This is a genomic window from Variovorax ureilyticus (assembly GCF_050632185.1).
GTDB lineage: Bacteria > Pseudomonadota > Gammaproteobacteria > Burkholderiales > Burkholderiaceae_C > Variovorax > Variovorax ureilyticus_A.
In genome coordinates this window covers 2,777,054-2,791,857 of sequence record NZ_CP192579.1, presented here as the reverse complement: position 1 = coordinate 2,791,857, position 14,804 = coordinate 2,777,054, and the positions used below count along the sequence as shown (strand labels likewise).

Sequence of the window (14,804 nt, the reverse complement as noted above, 5' to 3'; positions counted from 1 at the left end):
CAAGAACGCCGCTCCGGCATCCTGAGCCTCCCGCGGATAGAATCACGGGTTCCATCTCAGCAGCAACAAGAGCGAGAAAGGCACCTTGGTTATGACACCGCGAACTACGCCGCGAGGATTCAGCGGTCTTTTCCCAGAAGGAGAAGGCCGGTAGGCCGCGCATGCCGGGTTCCGGTACACCAAACAAGCCAAGCGCGGTCCCGTACCGCGCTTTTTTGTTTTCTCGCTCGAGGTTTTCCAATGATTCAGATCACGCTTCCCGACAATTCCCGCCGTGAGTTCCCCGGCCCGGTTTCCGTGGCCGATGTTGCCAAGTCCATCGGCCCCGGCCTCGGCGAAGATGACGGTCGCCGGCAAGGTCGACGGCCGCCTGGTTGATGCCAGCGACGTGATCGATCGCGACGCCAAGCTGCAGATCATCACGCCGAAGGACGAGGAAGGGTTGGAGATCATTCGCCACTCGACCGCCCACCTGGTCGGGCACGCGGTGAAGCAGCTCTACCCGACGGCGAAAATGGTGATCGGCCCGGTGATCGAGGAGGGCTTCTACTACGACATCGCGTACGAGCGTCCCTTCACGCCCGAGGACATGGAGGCCATCGAGAAGCGCATGCGCGAGCTGATTGCGCAGGACTACGACGTCATCAAGAAGATGACGCCGCGCGATGAAGTCATCTCGGTCTTCAAGGAACGTGGCGAGGACTACAAGCTGCGCCTCGTCGAGGACATGCCCGACGAAAAGGCGATGGGCCTCTACTACCACCAGGAATACGTCGATATGTGCCGCGGACCGCACGTGCCGAACACGCGGTTCCTGAAGGTCTTCAAGCTGACGAAACTGGCTGGCGCGTACTGGCGCGGCGATGCGAAGAACGAGCAGTTGCAGCGCATCTATGGCACGGCATGGGCCGACAAGAAGCAACTTGACGACTACATCAAGCGGATCGAAGAGGCCGAGAAGCGCGACCACCGCCGTCTCGGCAAGGAGCTGGACCTCTACCATATCGACGAGGTCGCGCCCGGCGTGGTGTTCTGGCACCCCAAGGGCTGGGCCATCTGGCAGCAGGTCGAGCAGTACATGCGGCAGGTCTACAAGGACACCGGATACCAGGAGGTAAAGGGCCCGCAGATCCTCGACAAGAGTCTGTGGGAGAAGACGGGCCACTGGCAGAACTACCGCGAGAACATGTTCGTCACCGAATCGGAAAAGCGCGACTACGCACTCAAGCCGATGAACTGCCCGGGTCACGTGCTGATCTTCAAATCCGATCTGCGCAGCTACCGCGATCTGCCGATCCGCTACGGCGAGTTCGGTCAGTGCCATCGCAACGAGCCGAGCGGCGCGCTCCACGGCATCATGCGCGTGCGCGGATTCACGCAGGACGACGGTCATATCTTCTGCACGGAGGATCAGATCCTCGAGGAATGCGTGGCGTACACGGCGCAGCTTCAGAAGGTCTATGCCGACTTCGGATTCACGGACATCCTCTACAAGGTCGCGACGCGGCCGGAGAACCGGGTCGGTTCCGACGAGCTATGGGACAAGGCCGAACATGCGGTGATGGAGGCGCTGCGCCGTTCCGGCGTCGAGTTCGTGATCTCCCCCGGAGACGGCGCCTTTTATGGGCCGAAGATCGAATACACGCTCAAGGACGCCATCGGCCGCCAGTGGCAATGCGGCACGATGCAGGTCGACTTCAACACAGCCGAGCGGCTCGGCGGCGAGTTTGTGAATGAAACGAGCGGGCGTTCGCACCCGGTGATGCTTCACCGCGCGATCGTGGGTAGCCTCGAGCGCTTCATCGGCATGTTGGTCGAACATCATGCGGGCGCGATGCCGTCATGGCTGGCTCCGGTGCAGGTGGCGGTGCTCAACATCAGCGAGGGACAGGCTGATTACGCATCTCAAGTTGCGAAAACGCTGCAAAATCAAGGGCTTAGAGTTTTGCTCGATCTGCACAACGAGAAGATTACGTATAAAATACGGAAGCATTCGTTGCAAAAGCTTCCGTACATCCTGGTCGTAGGCGACAAGGAGAAGGAAGCAGGAGCCGTCGCAGTGCGCGCCCGGGGCAATCTTGATCTCGGTGCCATGTCGGTGGAGGCGTTCTCGCAAAAGATCGCCCACGACATCCAACACAAGCTTTGAATTTGAACAAATTCAAGGGCCGATTTTTCGATCAACCCGGCTTGTGAGCGCGAACGCATCGGTACCCGCTACGGTTTTGTAGCAATTTGTTTGAAGGAACTGACCATCGCTACTGCATTTCGCGACCGCCGCCACCGCGAGGAACGCCAACATCGCCTGAACCGGGAAATCATGGCCCCGGAAGTCCGTCTGATCGGGCCGGATAACGAGCAACTGGGAGTTGTGAGCCTTGCCGAGGCGTTGCGCTTGGCCGGCGAGCAGGACGTGGATCTGGTGGAGGTCGTCGCTGCGGCCAATCCGCCCGTCTGCCGGCTGATCGAGTACGGCAAGTTCAAGTACCACGAGCAAAAGAAGGCGGCCGAAGCGAAATCGAAGCAGAAGGTCATCGAAGTCAAGGAAGTCAAGTTCCGGCCCGGTACGGACGAAGGCGACTACAACATCAAGATGCGCAACATCCGGCGCTTTCTTGAGGAAGGCGACAAGTGCAAGATCACGCTCCGTTTCCGCGGTCGCGAGATCACGCACCAGGAGCTCGGTCTGGCACTGCTGCAGCGCATCCGGGACGAGTTGGGGGACGCGATCATCGTGGAGCAGTTCCCGAAGCTCGAGGGCCGGCAGATGATCATGATGATCGCGCCGGGCCGCAGGAAGGCCGGCGGGGCTGCGAAGCCCGCGGCAGAGCCATCGGCCGCTCCGGCGGCCGCCTAGGCTTCAGGTGTAGACGAGGTTATTGAAGGGATTTCGCTGCTGCCGGTACTCCGGTGCCGGCAGGGCGGAATGAAGAAGTGTCTCGGGGCCAACAAGTCCGTGGAGTATCTGCGGCGCCTCACGAGCACAAACTAAAGGAGCAGTCACATGCCCAAAATGAAGACCAAGAGCAGCGCGAAAAAGCGTTTCCGCGTTCGTCCCGGTGGCACCGTCAAGCGCGGTCAAGCCTTCAAGCGTCACATCCTGACGAAGAAGACCACCAAGAACAAGCGTCACCTGCGTGGTGCAACGGCAGTACACGAGACCAACATGGTTTCGATGGCCGCCATGTTGCCCGGTAGTGGCATCTAACCCAGACGAACAAGGAGTACACACATGCCTCGCGTCAAACGTGGTGTAACGGCTCGCGCCCGCCACAAGAAGGTTCTCGCACTCGCCAAGGGTTTCCGTGGTCGCCGCGGCAATGTCTTCCGCATCGCCAAGCAGGCGGTGATGAAGGCGGGCCAATATGCGTATCGTGACCGCCGCAACAAGAAGCGCGTGTTCCGCCAACTGTGGATTGCGCGTATCAATGCCGCTTCGCGTGAACTGGGCCTGACATACAGCCAGTTCGCCAACGGCATCCGCAAGGCCGGTATCGAGATCGACCGCAAGGTCCTCGCCGATATCGCCGTGCACGACAAGGCCGCTTTTGCCGGCATCGTGGAGCAGGTCAAGGCCAAGCTGGCTGCTTGATTCCGCAAGCAGGTTGCCGCCTCCGGACGGCTGCCTGCGCCCACGGCACAAGGGCTGGCGCTTGAAAGGGCACCAGCCCTTTTTTCATCGCTCCCCGGCCCGTTTTTCTTTGACCTTGAAATATTTCCCATGAACGAGTTGGACACCCTGGTCGAAACCGCACGAGCAGCCTTTGCCGAGGCGAAGGCGCCCGCCGAACTCGAGAACGCCAAGGCTCAGTTTCTCGGCAAGTCAGGTCGCATCACCGAGTTGATGAAGGGCATGGCTGCCCTGAGCGTCGACGAGAAGAAGACCCGCGGAGCTGCCATCAACGTTGCCAAGCAGGCCATCGAGGCGGCCCTCACGGAGCGTCGCCAGCAACTCGCCGATGAGGAATTGGCCGTGCAATTGCGCGCCGAAGCGCTCGACGTCACCTTGCCCGGACGCCGTCGGGTCTCGGGCGGCCTGCACCCGGTGAGCCGCACGATGGAGCGCATCGAGGCCATCTTTTCAAGCTTGGGCTTCGACGTCGCCGACGGCCCGGAGATCGAGAGCGACTGGCACAGCTTCACCTCGCTCAACAATCCGCCCAACCATCCTGCGCGCTCGATGCAGGACACCTTCTACGTCGACATCAACGGCGAGGATGGCATCCCGTACAACTTGCGTCCGCACACCAGTCCGATGCAGGTGCGGTATGCGCATCAGCACATCAAGAAGTACGCGGCCCAGTTCCGGGCTGCAGCGGCGGACACCACTGGCACCGTCAAGGCGCCCGAGATTCGCGTGATCGCACCGGGCCGCACCTACCGCGTCGACAGCGATGCGACGCACTCGCCGATGTTCCACCAGTGCGAAGGCCTCTGGCTCGGCGAGAACGTGAGCTTCAAGGACCTGAAGGTCGTCTTCACCGACTTCTGCCGCACCTTCTTCGAGAGCGACGATCTGATCCTGCGATTCCGTCCGAGCTTCTTCCCGTTCACGGAGCCCAGCGCCGAGATCGACATCCAGTTCCAGAGCGGCCCCTTGGCCGGTCGCTGGCTCGAGGTGGCCGGTTCGGGCCAGGTGCATCCGAACGTGGTGCGCAACATGGGCCTCGATCCGGAGCGTTTCATCGGCTTCGCCTTCGGCATGGGCCCGGACCGGCTCACCATGCTGCGCTACGGCGTCAATGACCTGCGCCTCTTCTTCGATGGCGACCTCCGGTTCCTGAGCCAATTCCAGTAAACAGAACGAGATCGACGAGATGCAATTCCCCGAGTCCTGGTTGCGTGAGTTCTGCAACCCGCCACTCAGCAGTGCCGAACTGGCTGAAACGCTCACGATGGGCGGCTTCGAAGTCGAAGAGCGCCGGCCCGCGGCGCCTCCCTTCACGAAGGTCGTGGTCGGCGAGATCAAGGAAGCCGTTCAGCACCCCAACGCTGACCGCCTGCGCGTGTGCCAGGTCGATGCCGGGCAGGGCACCCTGCTCAACATCGTGTGCGGTGCGCCGAATGCGCGCGCCGGCATCAAGGTGCCGCTGGCGCTGGTCGGTGCCGAACTGCCGCCAGGCGAGGACGGCCAGCCGTTTTCGATCAAGCTCGGCAAGCTGCGCGGCGTCGAGAGCCAGGGCATGCTGTGCTCGGCGCGCGAACTCAAGCTGAGCGATGACCACGGCGGCCTGCTCGAACTGGCCGCTGACGCGCCGGTCGGCGCCGATGTGCGCGAGGTGCTGAAGCTCGACGATTCGCTGCTCACGCTCAAGCTCACGCCCAATCTGGCGCATGGCCTGAGTGTCTATGGCATCGCGCGTGAGCTCGCCGCGCTGACGGGCGCTCCGCTCAAGACGCCGGCGATCACGCCGGTGGCGGCGCTCGCATCGGCCGGGCTGCCGGTCAAGGTCGAGGCGCCTGAGCTGTGCGGTCGTTTTTCGGGCCGCGTCGTGCGCGGTGTCGATACCAAGGTCGCGACCCCGGCCTGGATGGTCGACCGGCTGGCCCGATGCGGACAGCGCAGTGTCTCGCCGCTGGTGGACATCTCGAACTACGTGATGTTCGAGTACGGCCAGCCGTCGCACATCTTCGATCTCGACAAGATCCACGGCGGCCTCGTCGTGCGCTGGGGCAGGCCTGGCGAGCAGCTCAAGCTGCTCAACGGCAACACGGTCACCGTCGATGAAAAGGTCGGCGTCATTGCCGATGATCGCGAGGTCGAATCGCTCGCCGGCATCATGGGTGGCGACGCAACGGCCGTGTCCGACGACACGCGCAACATCTATGTGGAGGCGGCCTTCTGGTGGCCGGCGAGCATCCAGGGGCGCTCGCGCCGCTTCAACTTCTCGACCGATGCGGGCCATCGCTTCGAGCGCGGCGTCGACCCGAGCCGTACCGTGGCGATCATCGAGCGCATCACGCAGCTGGTCGTCGAGATCTGCGGCGGCGAAGCGGGTGCTATCGACGACCGGGTTTTGCGCCTCCCGGAAGCCAAGCCCGTCACCCTGCGCGTCGAGCGCGCGGCGCGGGTGATCGGCATGCCGCTGACGCAGAGCCAGTGCGTCGCCGCTCTGCGCCGTCTTGCGCTGCCGGTCGAGGAGGGCAATGGCACGCTGGTCGTGACGCCGCCGCCGCATCGCTTCGATCTGGTGATCGAGGAAGACCTGATCGAAGAGGTCGCCCGCCTCGTGGGCTACAACAACCTGCCGACGACACCGCCGCTGGCGCCGATCACGGCACGTGTTCGCCCCGAAGCGCGGCGCAGCCGCTCGGCGGTCCGTCACGGTCTTGCATCCCTGGGCTATCAGGAGACGATCAACTTCAGTTTCGTCGAAGAGCATTGGGAGCGTGATCTCGCCGGCAACACCGATCCGGTGAAGCTCCTGAACCCGATCGCTAGCCCGATGAGCGTGATGCGCTCTTCGCTGATCGGCTCGCTGCTGCAGGTACTCAAGTTCAACGTCGACCGCAAGGCTGCGCGCGCTCGCGTCTTCGAAATCGGCCGCGTCTTTCTGCGGGACGACAAGGTGACGACGACCGACAGCACCGTGAAGGGCATTCACCAGCCGATGCGCGTCGCAGGCTCGGCCTGGGGCGATGCCGAAGAGGCACGCTGGGAAGGCAAGGGGCGTCGCACAGACTTCTTCGACGTGAAGGGCGACGTCGAAGCGCTGCTGGCGCCGGGCGTGGCGACTTTCGGACCGGTGGAGCACCCCGCTTTGCACCCGGGCCGCTCAGCCAGTGTGCTTCTGAACGGACGTCCGATCGGCGTCGTCGGAGAACTGCACCCCCGCTGGCGGCAGAAATGGGACTTCGCCCATGCACCGGTGCTCTTCGAGCTCGATCTTGACGCCGTCGTCGCGCGACAAGTGCCTGCGGCACGGCCTGTTCCCAAGCACCAGGCGGTGGAGCGCGACGTCGCCTTCGTTGTCGCTGAATCGATCACGCACGATGCGCTGATGCGCGCGATCCGTGAAGCAGCCGACAGCAGCCTGCTGCGCGAACTCACGCTCTTCGACATCTATCGTCCTGCGGTCGCCCGCGATGGCAGCGCCGTCGCCTCTGGAGGTCTCGCGCCGGGCGAAAAGAGCATGGCCGTGCGACTCAGCTTCAACAGCGAAGCGGCGACACTTACCGACGAGCAGGTCGAGGCGGCGGTTCATGCGGTCGTTGCTCAACTCGGCGCCAAGCTCGGCGCGCGCTTGCGGGTATGAACGCCATGGAATTCACGCTCGAAGCCCTCGAAACGCCGGCCCTGACCAAGGCGCACCTTGCCGATCTCCTGTTCGAGCAGATCGGGTTGAACAAGCGCGAGTCCAAGGACATGGTCGAGGCCTTCTTCGACCTGATCGCGGGAAGCCTGATCGAAGGCACGGACGTGAAGATCTCGGGCTTCGGCAACTTCCAGATTCGCGTGAAGGCACCCCGTCCGGGGCGCAATCCGCGCACCGGCGAAGCCATTCCGATCGGTGAGCGCCGCGTGGCGACTTTCCATGCGAGCGCCAAGCTCAAGGAGCAGATCCACGGAAGCATCTCCGAGGATGCGCCGCAAGAGGTCGAATGGAGCCTCGGCGCGGAGTAGGTTTCTTGTTTTGGAACTCGGAGGTGGAGTAACCTCTAAGGTTTCGCTCGCACCGTATTGATTTCAATGGAGAAAGCCCTCCCGCCGATACCCGTCAAACGCTACTTCACGATCGGTGAGGTCGGGGAGTTGTGCGGCGTCAAGCCGCATGTACTGCGTTATTGGGAGCAGGAGTTCACGCAACTGCGCCCCATGAAGCGGCGCGGCAACCGGCGGTACTACCAGCACCACGAAGTGCTGATGATTCGACGCATCCGTGATCTGCTGTATGACCAGGGCTTCACCATCAGCGGTGCGCGCAACAAGCTGCAGGAGATGGTCCAGTCCGAGCGCGAGCGGCGCAAGCCCGGCAACGAGGTGCCGCTCGAAGGAATGGAGGCGGTCGAAATCGATCAGGAGGAGTTCGACGCGGCCGTTCAGGACGACAAGGATGTGCCGCGGCCGCCGGTTCGCACGGTGGATCTGTCGCAGTTGCTCAACCTTCGGCGTGAACTGAATGAAATTCGTGAGCTGCTGACGCTGAGTCACTGAATTCACACGGCTATAATCTAAGGCTTCGGTGTGTGGCGCAGCCTGGTAGCGCACTTGCATGGGGTGCAAGGGGTCGAAGGTTCGAATCCTTTCACACCGACCAATTTAGCGTCCGGACTAGTCCGGTAAGCTCCAAAAAGCCCTTAAGAATCAACGCTTAAGGGCTTTTTCTTTGTCCGCGTTAGTCCGACGAAGTCCGGTGGCATCCGGCCCTTGTGGGGGCAGATTTGGGGGTACAAAGTTGCCCCCGTCGCGAGATGCCCCCAAAATGTGCTGCAGACACAGAAATTTACAAATGCAGCTTACAGATTCGGCCATCAAGAACGCCAAGCCCGGAGAGAAGACCAAAAAGATTGCGGACGGCGGCGGCCTCTACTTGGAGATCAGCCCAGCAGGGGGCAAATGGTGGCGCCTGAAGTACAGGTTTGGCGGCAAGGAGAAACGCCTGAGCCTTGGGGTGTATCCCGACACAGGCCTGAAGCTCGCGCGTGAGCGTCGCGAAGCAGCTCGCGCGTTATTGGCCGAGCGCATCGATCCCGGAGAAGTTCGGAAAGAGGAAAAGGCGAAGGCGGCCGTCTCTGCCGAGAACAGTTTCGAGGCGGTTGCTCGACGGTGGCACGCGTCGTGGAAGACCACGAGAACCCCGAAGCACGCGGACCAAGTGATGCGTCGGCTCGAGCTCGATGTGTTCCCTTCCTTGGGCGGGACACCGATCGAGAAGGTTCGAGCGCCGATGTTGCTCCAGATCGCCCGGAAGGTCGACGAGCGTGGAGCAGGGGACCTCGCTCGCCGCGACTTTCAAATCTGCAGCCAAATCTTGCGCTACGCAGTTGGTCATGGGCTGATCGAGTTCAACCCAGCGGCATCGGTCCATCCTGGCGATGCGCTGCGACCCCGCGTCAAGAAACACCGTGCTCGAATCGAAGGCTCAGAGTTGCCGGCGCTGCTCCGTGCGATCGACGCCTACGAAGGCAATCTGCGTACTCGCCTCGCAATCCAGTTGATGGCGCTGACGTTCGTCCGCACGGTTGAACTTATCGCGGCTAGGTGGAGCGAGTTCGACCTCGAGGCGAAGCAGTGGCGCATCCCCGCGGCGCGGATGAAGATGAAGACGCCGCACATTGTGCCGTTGTCAAAGCAGAGCATCGAGCTCCTTGATCAACTCAGGGAGACAGGCACCGGCGAAGAGTTGCTGTTCCCAGGTGAGCGTGATCACGAGAAGCCCATGTCGAACAACACGATTCTCTTCGCGTTGTACCGAATGGGCTATCACGGGCGAATGACCGGGCACGGGTTCAGAGGCGTGGCGTCGACGATCCTGCACGAGCTTGGATATAGACACGATCACATCGAGCTCCAGCTCGCCCATCAGGAAAGGGACCAAGTCGCCGCGGCATATAACCACGCGACCTATTTGAAGGACCGGGCGGTAATGATGCAAGACTGGGCCGACTATCTAGATCGCTCACGAGAAAAGTCAGAAGTTAGTTAACGTTCTTCTCTCGCGCTCGAGATTTTTTCGCGATGGACTTCATTGGACCCTTACGGAGCCCTTTGGAGTTATGTAAGATTTCGTCATTGCAGAGAGACATTCGCTTGACTCGATGATCCGGAAGCTCGGCTCGGGAACTAAAGCGAAACAGAGCTCTGCATGCTGGGTAGCTCCGTTGAGCATTTGCCAACGCCTCAGGTCGAGAGATGCTGAGGTAGCTAGTGACACAGGGTAGGCGGAACATCCTACCCGCGCATGGACCCACCGGTACTCGCCGGGCGTAGCCAAGGGGACACGAGCTCCAACTTTGGAATGTTTTTCTATTGTTGGAGTTTCGTGCCTGTCCGCACGACTCTCCATTTCTCTTAAACGGAGGAGCTCGTGAACGGACAAATTGGTAATCAGCATAGTCAAATCGCGCTGAATGCGACGACGGCTCCTGCAATGGTGAGGGGAGGTCTGCTCCGCTTGCCTCAGGTTTTGGCCATGTATCCCATCGGCAAATCGACGTGGTGGGAAGGTGTCAAGTCTGGGCGGTACCCGAAGCCGATACGAATCTCGACGCGCTGCGTTGCTTGGCGAATGACTGACATTCATGCATTGCTTCAAGAGCAGGCTGCGGGAGCAGACGCATGACTCGAGCAATTCGAACAGTCCCTTCGCATGTGCGATTGACCGCGGTCGAATCAGTCCTCCCGATAAACGTCAGGAGCCTGTATCGCGCTGTGCTTCGCGGCAATCGCCCGCCGTGGCTCTCTCACGCTGGCCCCGGAGGGGAGACAGTCGTGCATGGTGGGTAGATGTCGCCGGAATGATCGCCCACTATCGCGTTCGCGGAATCGAGCTGCCGCTCGAGGTCGACCAAAAAGTAGAAGCCGCGGCCGCGTTTCGGCAACCGGGCTTCTGGGATGCGACTTGTGGTGAGGCGCGCCCGAATTCTAGTTCGCTTTGCGGCCGTGGTCGAGCTCGACCATCGTGCAAGCACTTATTAGCCTTCTTGTAGGCAAGCACATCTACACCCGCCCCGGAGGCGGCAAGCTGAAGGGCTGTGTCAGCAGAGTTCTGCGCGCAGTCGCAGTGAACATGCACTGGACTGATGAGGTTCGTCAGGACGAAGGTTGCTGGCCCGGTCAGAAGAAGATCGGCGCGAACGGCGACGTATCAGAGAGGACGGTCAGCAGAAACCTGAAGGCGGCCGTAGAGCTCAACATCGTCAGGTACGTCGAGCAGGGTGCGGGCAAACCCAATCGCACGCTATTTCATCCCGCAATCCTCGAAGCTGCTCGACAGTTCGGCAAGCTCTCACAAAAGAAGCAGGACGCCTTTGTTGTCTACCTGTCGGAGTTGCCGCCATGGGGCGCTCCCGAGGTGAGCGATGTTGGGAATGCTATCAAAGTCATAGCAGACAAAAACGCTATCAAAGTCATAGAGGACAAAATGTCTAGGAAATCTTTAAGGGGTACACAGCCCCCGCCCCCAAGCTGTCGAGTCCATCGGACTCATTCCAAGTGCGCTAGCGGACGGGGATGTTCATCTCCCCGCCCTCAGGGGCAGGGGGCTGTGCCTACTCCTTGCGAATCAGATCCGGCGCGCGAATCCATGCTCGTCGCGAACGAGGTACCGCTCGATCCAAGCCACCTCAAAGATCTCGGACTCGGGGAGTTTGGAAATTTTCTCGATAGCTCCGGCATCGAGAAACTGATGATTGTTTGCCAGCGGCGAAAGATAGATGGCACTCGAGGCGGTATCTTTAGACGCGGCATGGCCCAAGCGTTTTCCGACATAGAAGACGCGATTCTGTGGGCGGCCAGCCAGTATGCGTACGGTTCGGGGGCGACATGCCGCATCGAAGTGTTGTGCAGCTCGCCGAGGCTCCTTTTGGTTGACGATGTCCTTCTCAGCTCGGTGGAGGCGTACTGCAAGAAGATGAATCTTCGCGCTGTGGTTCTCGAGACCAGCCCTGGCAACTATCAAGCTCTGTTTGTCGCACCGATCGGTTTTACGGACTTGCAATGCGCGAACGCACGGCGATCACTCACGGCGGCATTTCTCGCCGAGAGGGACCTTGCGATGAACATCAAGGGCGCCGATCCGAATGCAGTGGGTCGCGGCCAGTTGCACCGGCTTCCGGGCTCGTTCAATTGCAAGAACGGGCCGGATGGGCAACCTGGTTTGTTTATTACCCGTCTTGCAGCTGTCTTCGAAGGGAATGAACTCAGCGAGGCGCTCTTCCCTGAGGGCAGCGAGAAATTGGCTCCCCGCGAACCTCGGTCATCTGCAAATTCGGACGAAGCAGTTGACGATTCGCGAGTGGATTTCCGGAACGCTTGTTCAATGGTTCGACGCGGGCTGCCGCCGAGTGCAATTCAGGCCGCTATCTACCAGTCTGCAACTCGGCCAGATCGGCGCAGAGTCAGATCGCCAGACATTGCGCTCGCCTATGCAATCAGGACCACCAGGGAAGCTCAGCGCCGAGTCTCTGTTCAGCACGGCTGAGCCACTTTGGCCTCCGATCATTCGGCCGAATTTTGTCGCACACGTGTCGCATCCATGTCGCACCTGCGTAGTCGAACTGCTGCCCACAATGTGGGCATCCCTGAGAGACAGCAAGCAGACTGGTTTGCGGGATGCAAATGGAGCTGGTCGCGATGGGGTGCAAATGTTGTCGTGACTCGAACGCAATGCCTTGCGGCCACGATGGCGTCATAAACCTTGACTAATTCGACGATGTCGCGCTCAACATCTACAGATCCTCTGGTTCCTTTTGCAGTCCGCATTCCATCCAGTCTGAACTCTGCAATTCGGGATAAAGCGGAGAGGAGCGGAGCGACGTTGGCAGACGTTTTGCGAGCGCATTTGACGCTGGAACAGGCAAAGCCTTTGGCGGTGCCGAAGCCTCGGAGACGTCAGCCACAAGAGCTCGGAAAGGTGAGCAACGATCCCCCAGAACTACTTCGACAAATGTCCAGGATCGGTCTGAATTTGAGTGAGATTGCGCGAACCGCGAGCGCAGCAAGAAAGGCCGGACAACAGTTCGACGACATCAAAATTCTCGCCGTCCTCTCGAGCATCGATCTTGAAATCAAGCGCTTGGGCGTCGTAGCGGGGGTAAAGCTCTAGTGCACCAGACATGGTTTCCAAACGGCACCGGTTCCGGCCGGAGGGTTGTCGAATATCTGCTCGGGAGAAAGGATCACCAGGGCGTCGAACGGGAAGGTGTCCGCGTGCTGCGCGGCGATCCGCACCGCTTGGGACGGCTCGTAGACAGCCTCAGATTCGTCCATCGATATCGCTCAGGGTCTGTCAACTTTCATCTTGCTGATGACCCCAGCGAGGACGAGATGCAGGCATATTTGGATGAGCACTTCTCGGTTGCCTGCGCTGGGATGGAGACCGACCAGGTCGAGTGGAGCGCCGTCCTTCATGAGGACTCTGACGGCTCTCGCCATATACATGCCGTCTTTGCGCGTATATGCCTCTATTCGGGCCTTTCTTTCAACCCCGCCGCCCCGTTGTGGGAGAGTTGGAACAAGCCGCTACGAGACGCCTGGAACGCGGAGAAAGGCTGGAGGCGCCCTGAGATCCGGACCGCTCTTCTCCGTGCACCCGGCAAGTTGATGTATTCGGCAGCTTGGAAAGCAGGGCTGGATCCGCGGCAGACAGTATCGAGGTGGTTAGCCGCTCAGATCGATGCAGGGCTCTTGCCGGATCGAGCTGCGGTGATACGCGCCCTTGAAACGCGAGGGCGCATCAACCGCGTGTGCGACGACTACATCTCGATCACCTTGGCAGGCGGTAGTAGTACTAAGCCAATCCGGCTCTCTGGCGCCCTTTACGACGCGAACTACTCGGATGCGAAGGTGGTCGACCTTGCACGCGCGATGTCGAGCCGAAAGTGCGGGCGTGCCGAACCGGATTTCCAAGCTGCCCGTGTTGCACGGGCACACCTTGCTGAGGTGGTCGAGCGTCGCGCGGAATTCAATAGAAAGACCTATGGGCGCGAGCGTTTGCGCCGGAGGTCCGCCGTGTCTCTCGTCGCGGCCTTGCAAGAACAGAACCAACCCGAACCACCTCAGGAGAACACGATTCATGGCTCTGACGGACCTCGATCAATCGCTGATCACGAGTCTTATCGACAAGTGCAACGGGAACGAGCTTGCGCTGAAGTCCTTGGCGGAGCTCCAGGAGCAACAGGCGTCGCTCTTGAGCGGTTGCGCCGAGCGAATGAGCGCTTTGTCGGACTCCATGGAGCGCTTGAATCAGTGTCTCGAACGCTTGCTTCCGCCATCGACAGACGCTTCGGGGTCCGCTTGAGAGGCCCGCAGACTCAAGGGACGAGAACGATTGACGCTCGGCGATCGATGGTCAGCGCCCCGATGCGCCTAAGGTTCCCGGAGAACAGAACCGCCAGTGCTTCCAAGCCCCATTCGGCTGCGCAGCTTGCGTACACGTCCAAGGAAATTCAATCCGTCTTGGAGTTGCTCGGCCCTAAACCCAAGCGCTCGGGAGACGGTCGTGGTGAAGTCGGGCTCTACGCAGCGGTCGATGCGTTGATCGAGGTGTACAACGGGATTCTGAACCGATTGAAAGAGGGAGGGGGCGAACCTGGAACGGCTCAAGAGACTGATGCCCATAGCGCAGGTGTGGGCGCCCGTCGTCAGCAGCAGCTAGCCATTGCCGTTCACGATTGGGGCACTGTCCAAGCACTCGCCCCGGCGCTTCGAGCGAAGATCAGCCTACAAACCCAGAAGCTACCAGCAGTGTGGGCGGCCCGCTTGCCGATAACTGCGAAGCTAGCGATGCTGGAATCGCTCGAAGAACAGATCTGGACCGTTGTTCGCGTACTCGACATCCAGAACGAGGCGGCATTCGTTCAGCTCGCGATTGATCGTCCCCCCAGCATCGAATCGCTCGCTGCGGGCCAAACGGTCGATTCGGACGACGAAGCTATGACCACTGACCTCCCTGACGACGAGGTGGAGGGGGACCGAGGACCCTTTGGCTGACCAGCTCCGCAAGGTAGCAGGTGTGCTCGGCTTGATGAAGCGCCAAGGGTTGCTGGTCAGATCCATCAAACTTCGACAAAGATTGCAGCAAGTCCGCTGGGCGCCGTGGAGCTCGTCGAAGGTCGCCGATCAGATCCGTCAGACTTCAACA

At 60.8% G+C, this 14,804-nt stretch carries 14 protein-coding genes and 1 tRNA gene; 14 read left to right on the top strand and 1 reads right to left on the bottom strand.

Annotated elements, in window-relative coordinates:
• Positions 1-274: 274 nt before the first annotated feature.
• The 13 genes from thrS to ACQ858_RS13710 all read left to right on the top strand — a co-directional run bounded on the left by thrS (position 275) and on the right by ACQ858_RS13710 (position 12,767).
• The gene (gene thrS, locus ACQ858_RS13770) at positions 275-2,149 is read left to right on the top strand and encodes a threonine--tRNA ligase (RefSeq protein ID WP_431273281.1); all 1,875 of its coding nucleotides are present in this window, start codon (positions 275-277) and stop codon (positions 2,147-2,149) included.
• A 171-nt stretch (positions 2,150-2,320) separates the two neighbouring features.
• Positions 2,321-2,857 (top strand): translation initiation factor IF-3, encoded by a 537-nt coding sequence (gene infC / locus ACQ858_RS13765; protein WP_431276855.1) that lies wholly within the window; start codon positions 2,321-2,323, stop codon positions 2,855-2,857.
• A 147-nt stretch (positions 2,858-3,004) separates the two neighbouring features.
• Entirely contained in the window at positions 3,005-3,208 is a 204-nt protein-coding gene (rpmI, locus tag ACQ858_RS13760) for a 50S ribosomal protein L35 (RefSeq protein WP_028253491.1), read from the top strand.
• Between the two features lie 24 nt (positions 3,209-3,232).
• Entirely contained in the window at positions 3,233-3,592 is a 360-nt protein-coding gene (gene rplT, locus ACQ858_RS13755; protein WP_088957598.1) for a 50S ribosomal protein L20, read from the top strand.
• Between the two features lie 129 nt (positions 3,593-3,721).
• A complete protein-coding gene (gene pheS, locus ACQ858_RS13750) occupies positions 3,722-4,798 on the top strand; it encodes a phenylalanine--tRNA ligase subunit alpha (protein ID WP_431273280.1) in 1,077 nt (358 codons plus the stop codon).
• Positions 4,799-4,817: 19 nt separating this feature from the next.
• Positions 4,818-7,256, top strand: coding sequence for a phenylalanine--tRNA ligase subunit beta (gene pheT, locus ACQ858_RS13745; RefSeq protein WP_431273279.1), 2,439 nt, complete (start codon positions 4,818-4,820; stop codon positions 7,254-7,256).
• Positions 7,253-7,624 carry an integration host factor subunit alpha gene (locus tag ACQ858_RS13740; RefSeq protein ID WP_431273278.1) on the top strand — a complete coding sequence of 124 codons (372 nt, stop codon included), beginning with the start codon at positions 7,253-7,255 and terminating at the stop codon, positions 7,622-7,624. The genes pheT and ACQ858_RS13740 overlap by 4 nt, the downstream gene beginning before the upstream one ends.
• 66 nt (positions 7,625-7,690) lie before the next feature.
• A complete protein-coding gene (locus ACQ858_RS13735) occupies positions 7,691-8,155 on the top strand; it encodes a MerR family transcriptional regulator (protein WP_431276854.1) in 465 nt (154 codons plus the stop codon).
• Between the two features lie 26 nt (positions 8,156-8,181).
• A tRNA-Pro gene (locus tag ACQ858_RS13730) sits at positions 8,182-8,258 on the top strand.
• 192 nt (positions 8,259-8,450) lie between these two features.
• A complete protein-coding gene (locus ACQ858_RS13725; protein ID WP_431273277.1) occupies positions 8,451-9,647 on the top strand; it encodes a tyrosine-type recombinase/integrase in 1,197 nt (398 codons plus the stop codon).
• A 444-nt stretch (positions 9,648-10,091) separates the two neighbouring features.
• Positions 10,092-10,283 carry a helix-turn-helix transcriptional regulator gene (locus tag ACQ858_RS13720; protein WP_431276853.1) on the top strand — a complete coding sequence of 64 codons (192 nt, stop codon included), beginning with the start codon at positions 10,092-10,094 and terminating at the stop codon, positions 10,281-10,283.
• A 339-nt stretch (positions 10,284-10,622) separates the two neighbouring features.
• The gene (locus ACQ858_RS13715) at positions 10,623-12,143 is read left to right on the top strand and encodes a DNA-primase RepB domain-containing protein (protein ID WP_431273276.1); all 1,521 of its coding nucleotides are present in this window, start codon (positions 10,623-10,625) and stop codon (positions 12,141-12,143) included.
• A gap of 231 nt (positions 12,144-12,374) precedes the next feature.
• Positions 12,375-12,767, top strand: coding sequence for a MobC family plasmid mobilization relaxosome protein (locus ACQ858_RS13710; RefSeq protein WP_431273275.1), 393 nt, complete (start codon positions 12,375-12,377; stop codon positions 12,765-12,767).
• On the opposite strand, the gene ACQ858_RS13705 is transcribed toward ACQ858_RS13710, so the two are convergent.
• Complete coding sequence (locus ACQ858_RS13705) at positions 12,764-12,931, bottom strand: hypothetical protein (RefSeq protein ID WP_431273274.1); 168 nt, start codon at positions 12,929-12,931, stop codon at positions 12,764-12,766. The genes ACQ858_RS13710 and ACQ858_RS13705 overlap by 4 nt on opposite strands.
• Positions 12,932-14,119: 1,188 nt before the next feature.
• On the opposite strand from ACQ858_RS13705, the gene ACQ858_RS13700 reads away from it, so the two are divergent.
• Positions 14,120-14,653 (top strand): hypothetical protein, encoded by a 534-nt coding sequence (locus ACQ858_RS13700; RefSeq protein ID WP_431273273.1) that lies wholly within the window; start codon positions 14,120-14,122, stop codon positions 14,651-14,653.
• Positions 14,654-14,804: the final 151 nt, after the last annotated feature.

Excerpts from the sequence above, each read along its gene's own strand:
- infC (WP_431276855.1), top strand. The coding sequence starts at position 2,321 with ATGGCCCCGGAAGTCCGTCTGATCGGGCCGGATAACGAGCAACTGGGA.
- rpmI (WP_028253491.1), top strand. The coding sequence starts at position 3,005 with ATGCCCAAAATGAAGACCAAGAGCAGCGCGAAAAAGCGTTTCCGCGTT.
- rplT (WP_088957598.1), top strand. The coding sequence starts at position 3,233 with ATGCCTCGCGTCAAACGTGGTGTAACGGCTCGCGCCCGCCACAAGAAG.
- pheS (WP_431273280.1), top strand. The coding sequence starts at position 3,722 with ATGAACGAGTTGGACACCCTGGTCGAAACCGCACGAGCAGCCTTTGCC.
- pheT (WP_431273279.1), top strand. The coding sequence starts at position 4,818 with ATGCAATTCCCCGAGTCCTGGTTGCGTGAGTTCTGCAACCCGCCACTC.
- ACQ858_RS13740 (WP_431273278.1), top strand. The coding sequence starts at position 7,253 with ATGAACGCCATGGAATTCACGCTCGAAGCCCTCGAAACGCCGGCCCTG.
- ACQ858_RS13735 (WP_431276854.1), top strand. The coding sequence starts at position 7,691 with ATGGAGAAAGCCCTCCCGCCGATACCCGTCAAACGCTACTTCACGATC.
- ACQ858_RS13725 (WP_431273277.1), top strand. The coding sequence starts at position 8,451 with ATGCAGCTTACAGATTCGGCCATCAAGAACGCCAAGCCCGGAGAGAAG.
- ACQ858_RS13720 (WP_431276853.1), top strand. The coding sequence starts at position 10,092 with ATGGTGAGGGGAGGTCTGCTCCGCTTGCCTCAGGTTTTGGCCATGTAT.
- ACQ858_RS13710 (WP_431273275.1), top strand. The coding sequence starts at position 12,375 with ATGTCGCGCTCAACATCTACAGATCCTCTGGTTCCTTTTGCAGTCCGC.
- ACQ858_RS13705 (WP_431273274.1), bottom strand. The coding sequence starts at position 12,931 with ATGGACGAATCTGAGGCTGTCTACGAGCCGTCCCAAGCGGTGCGGATC.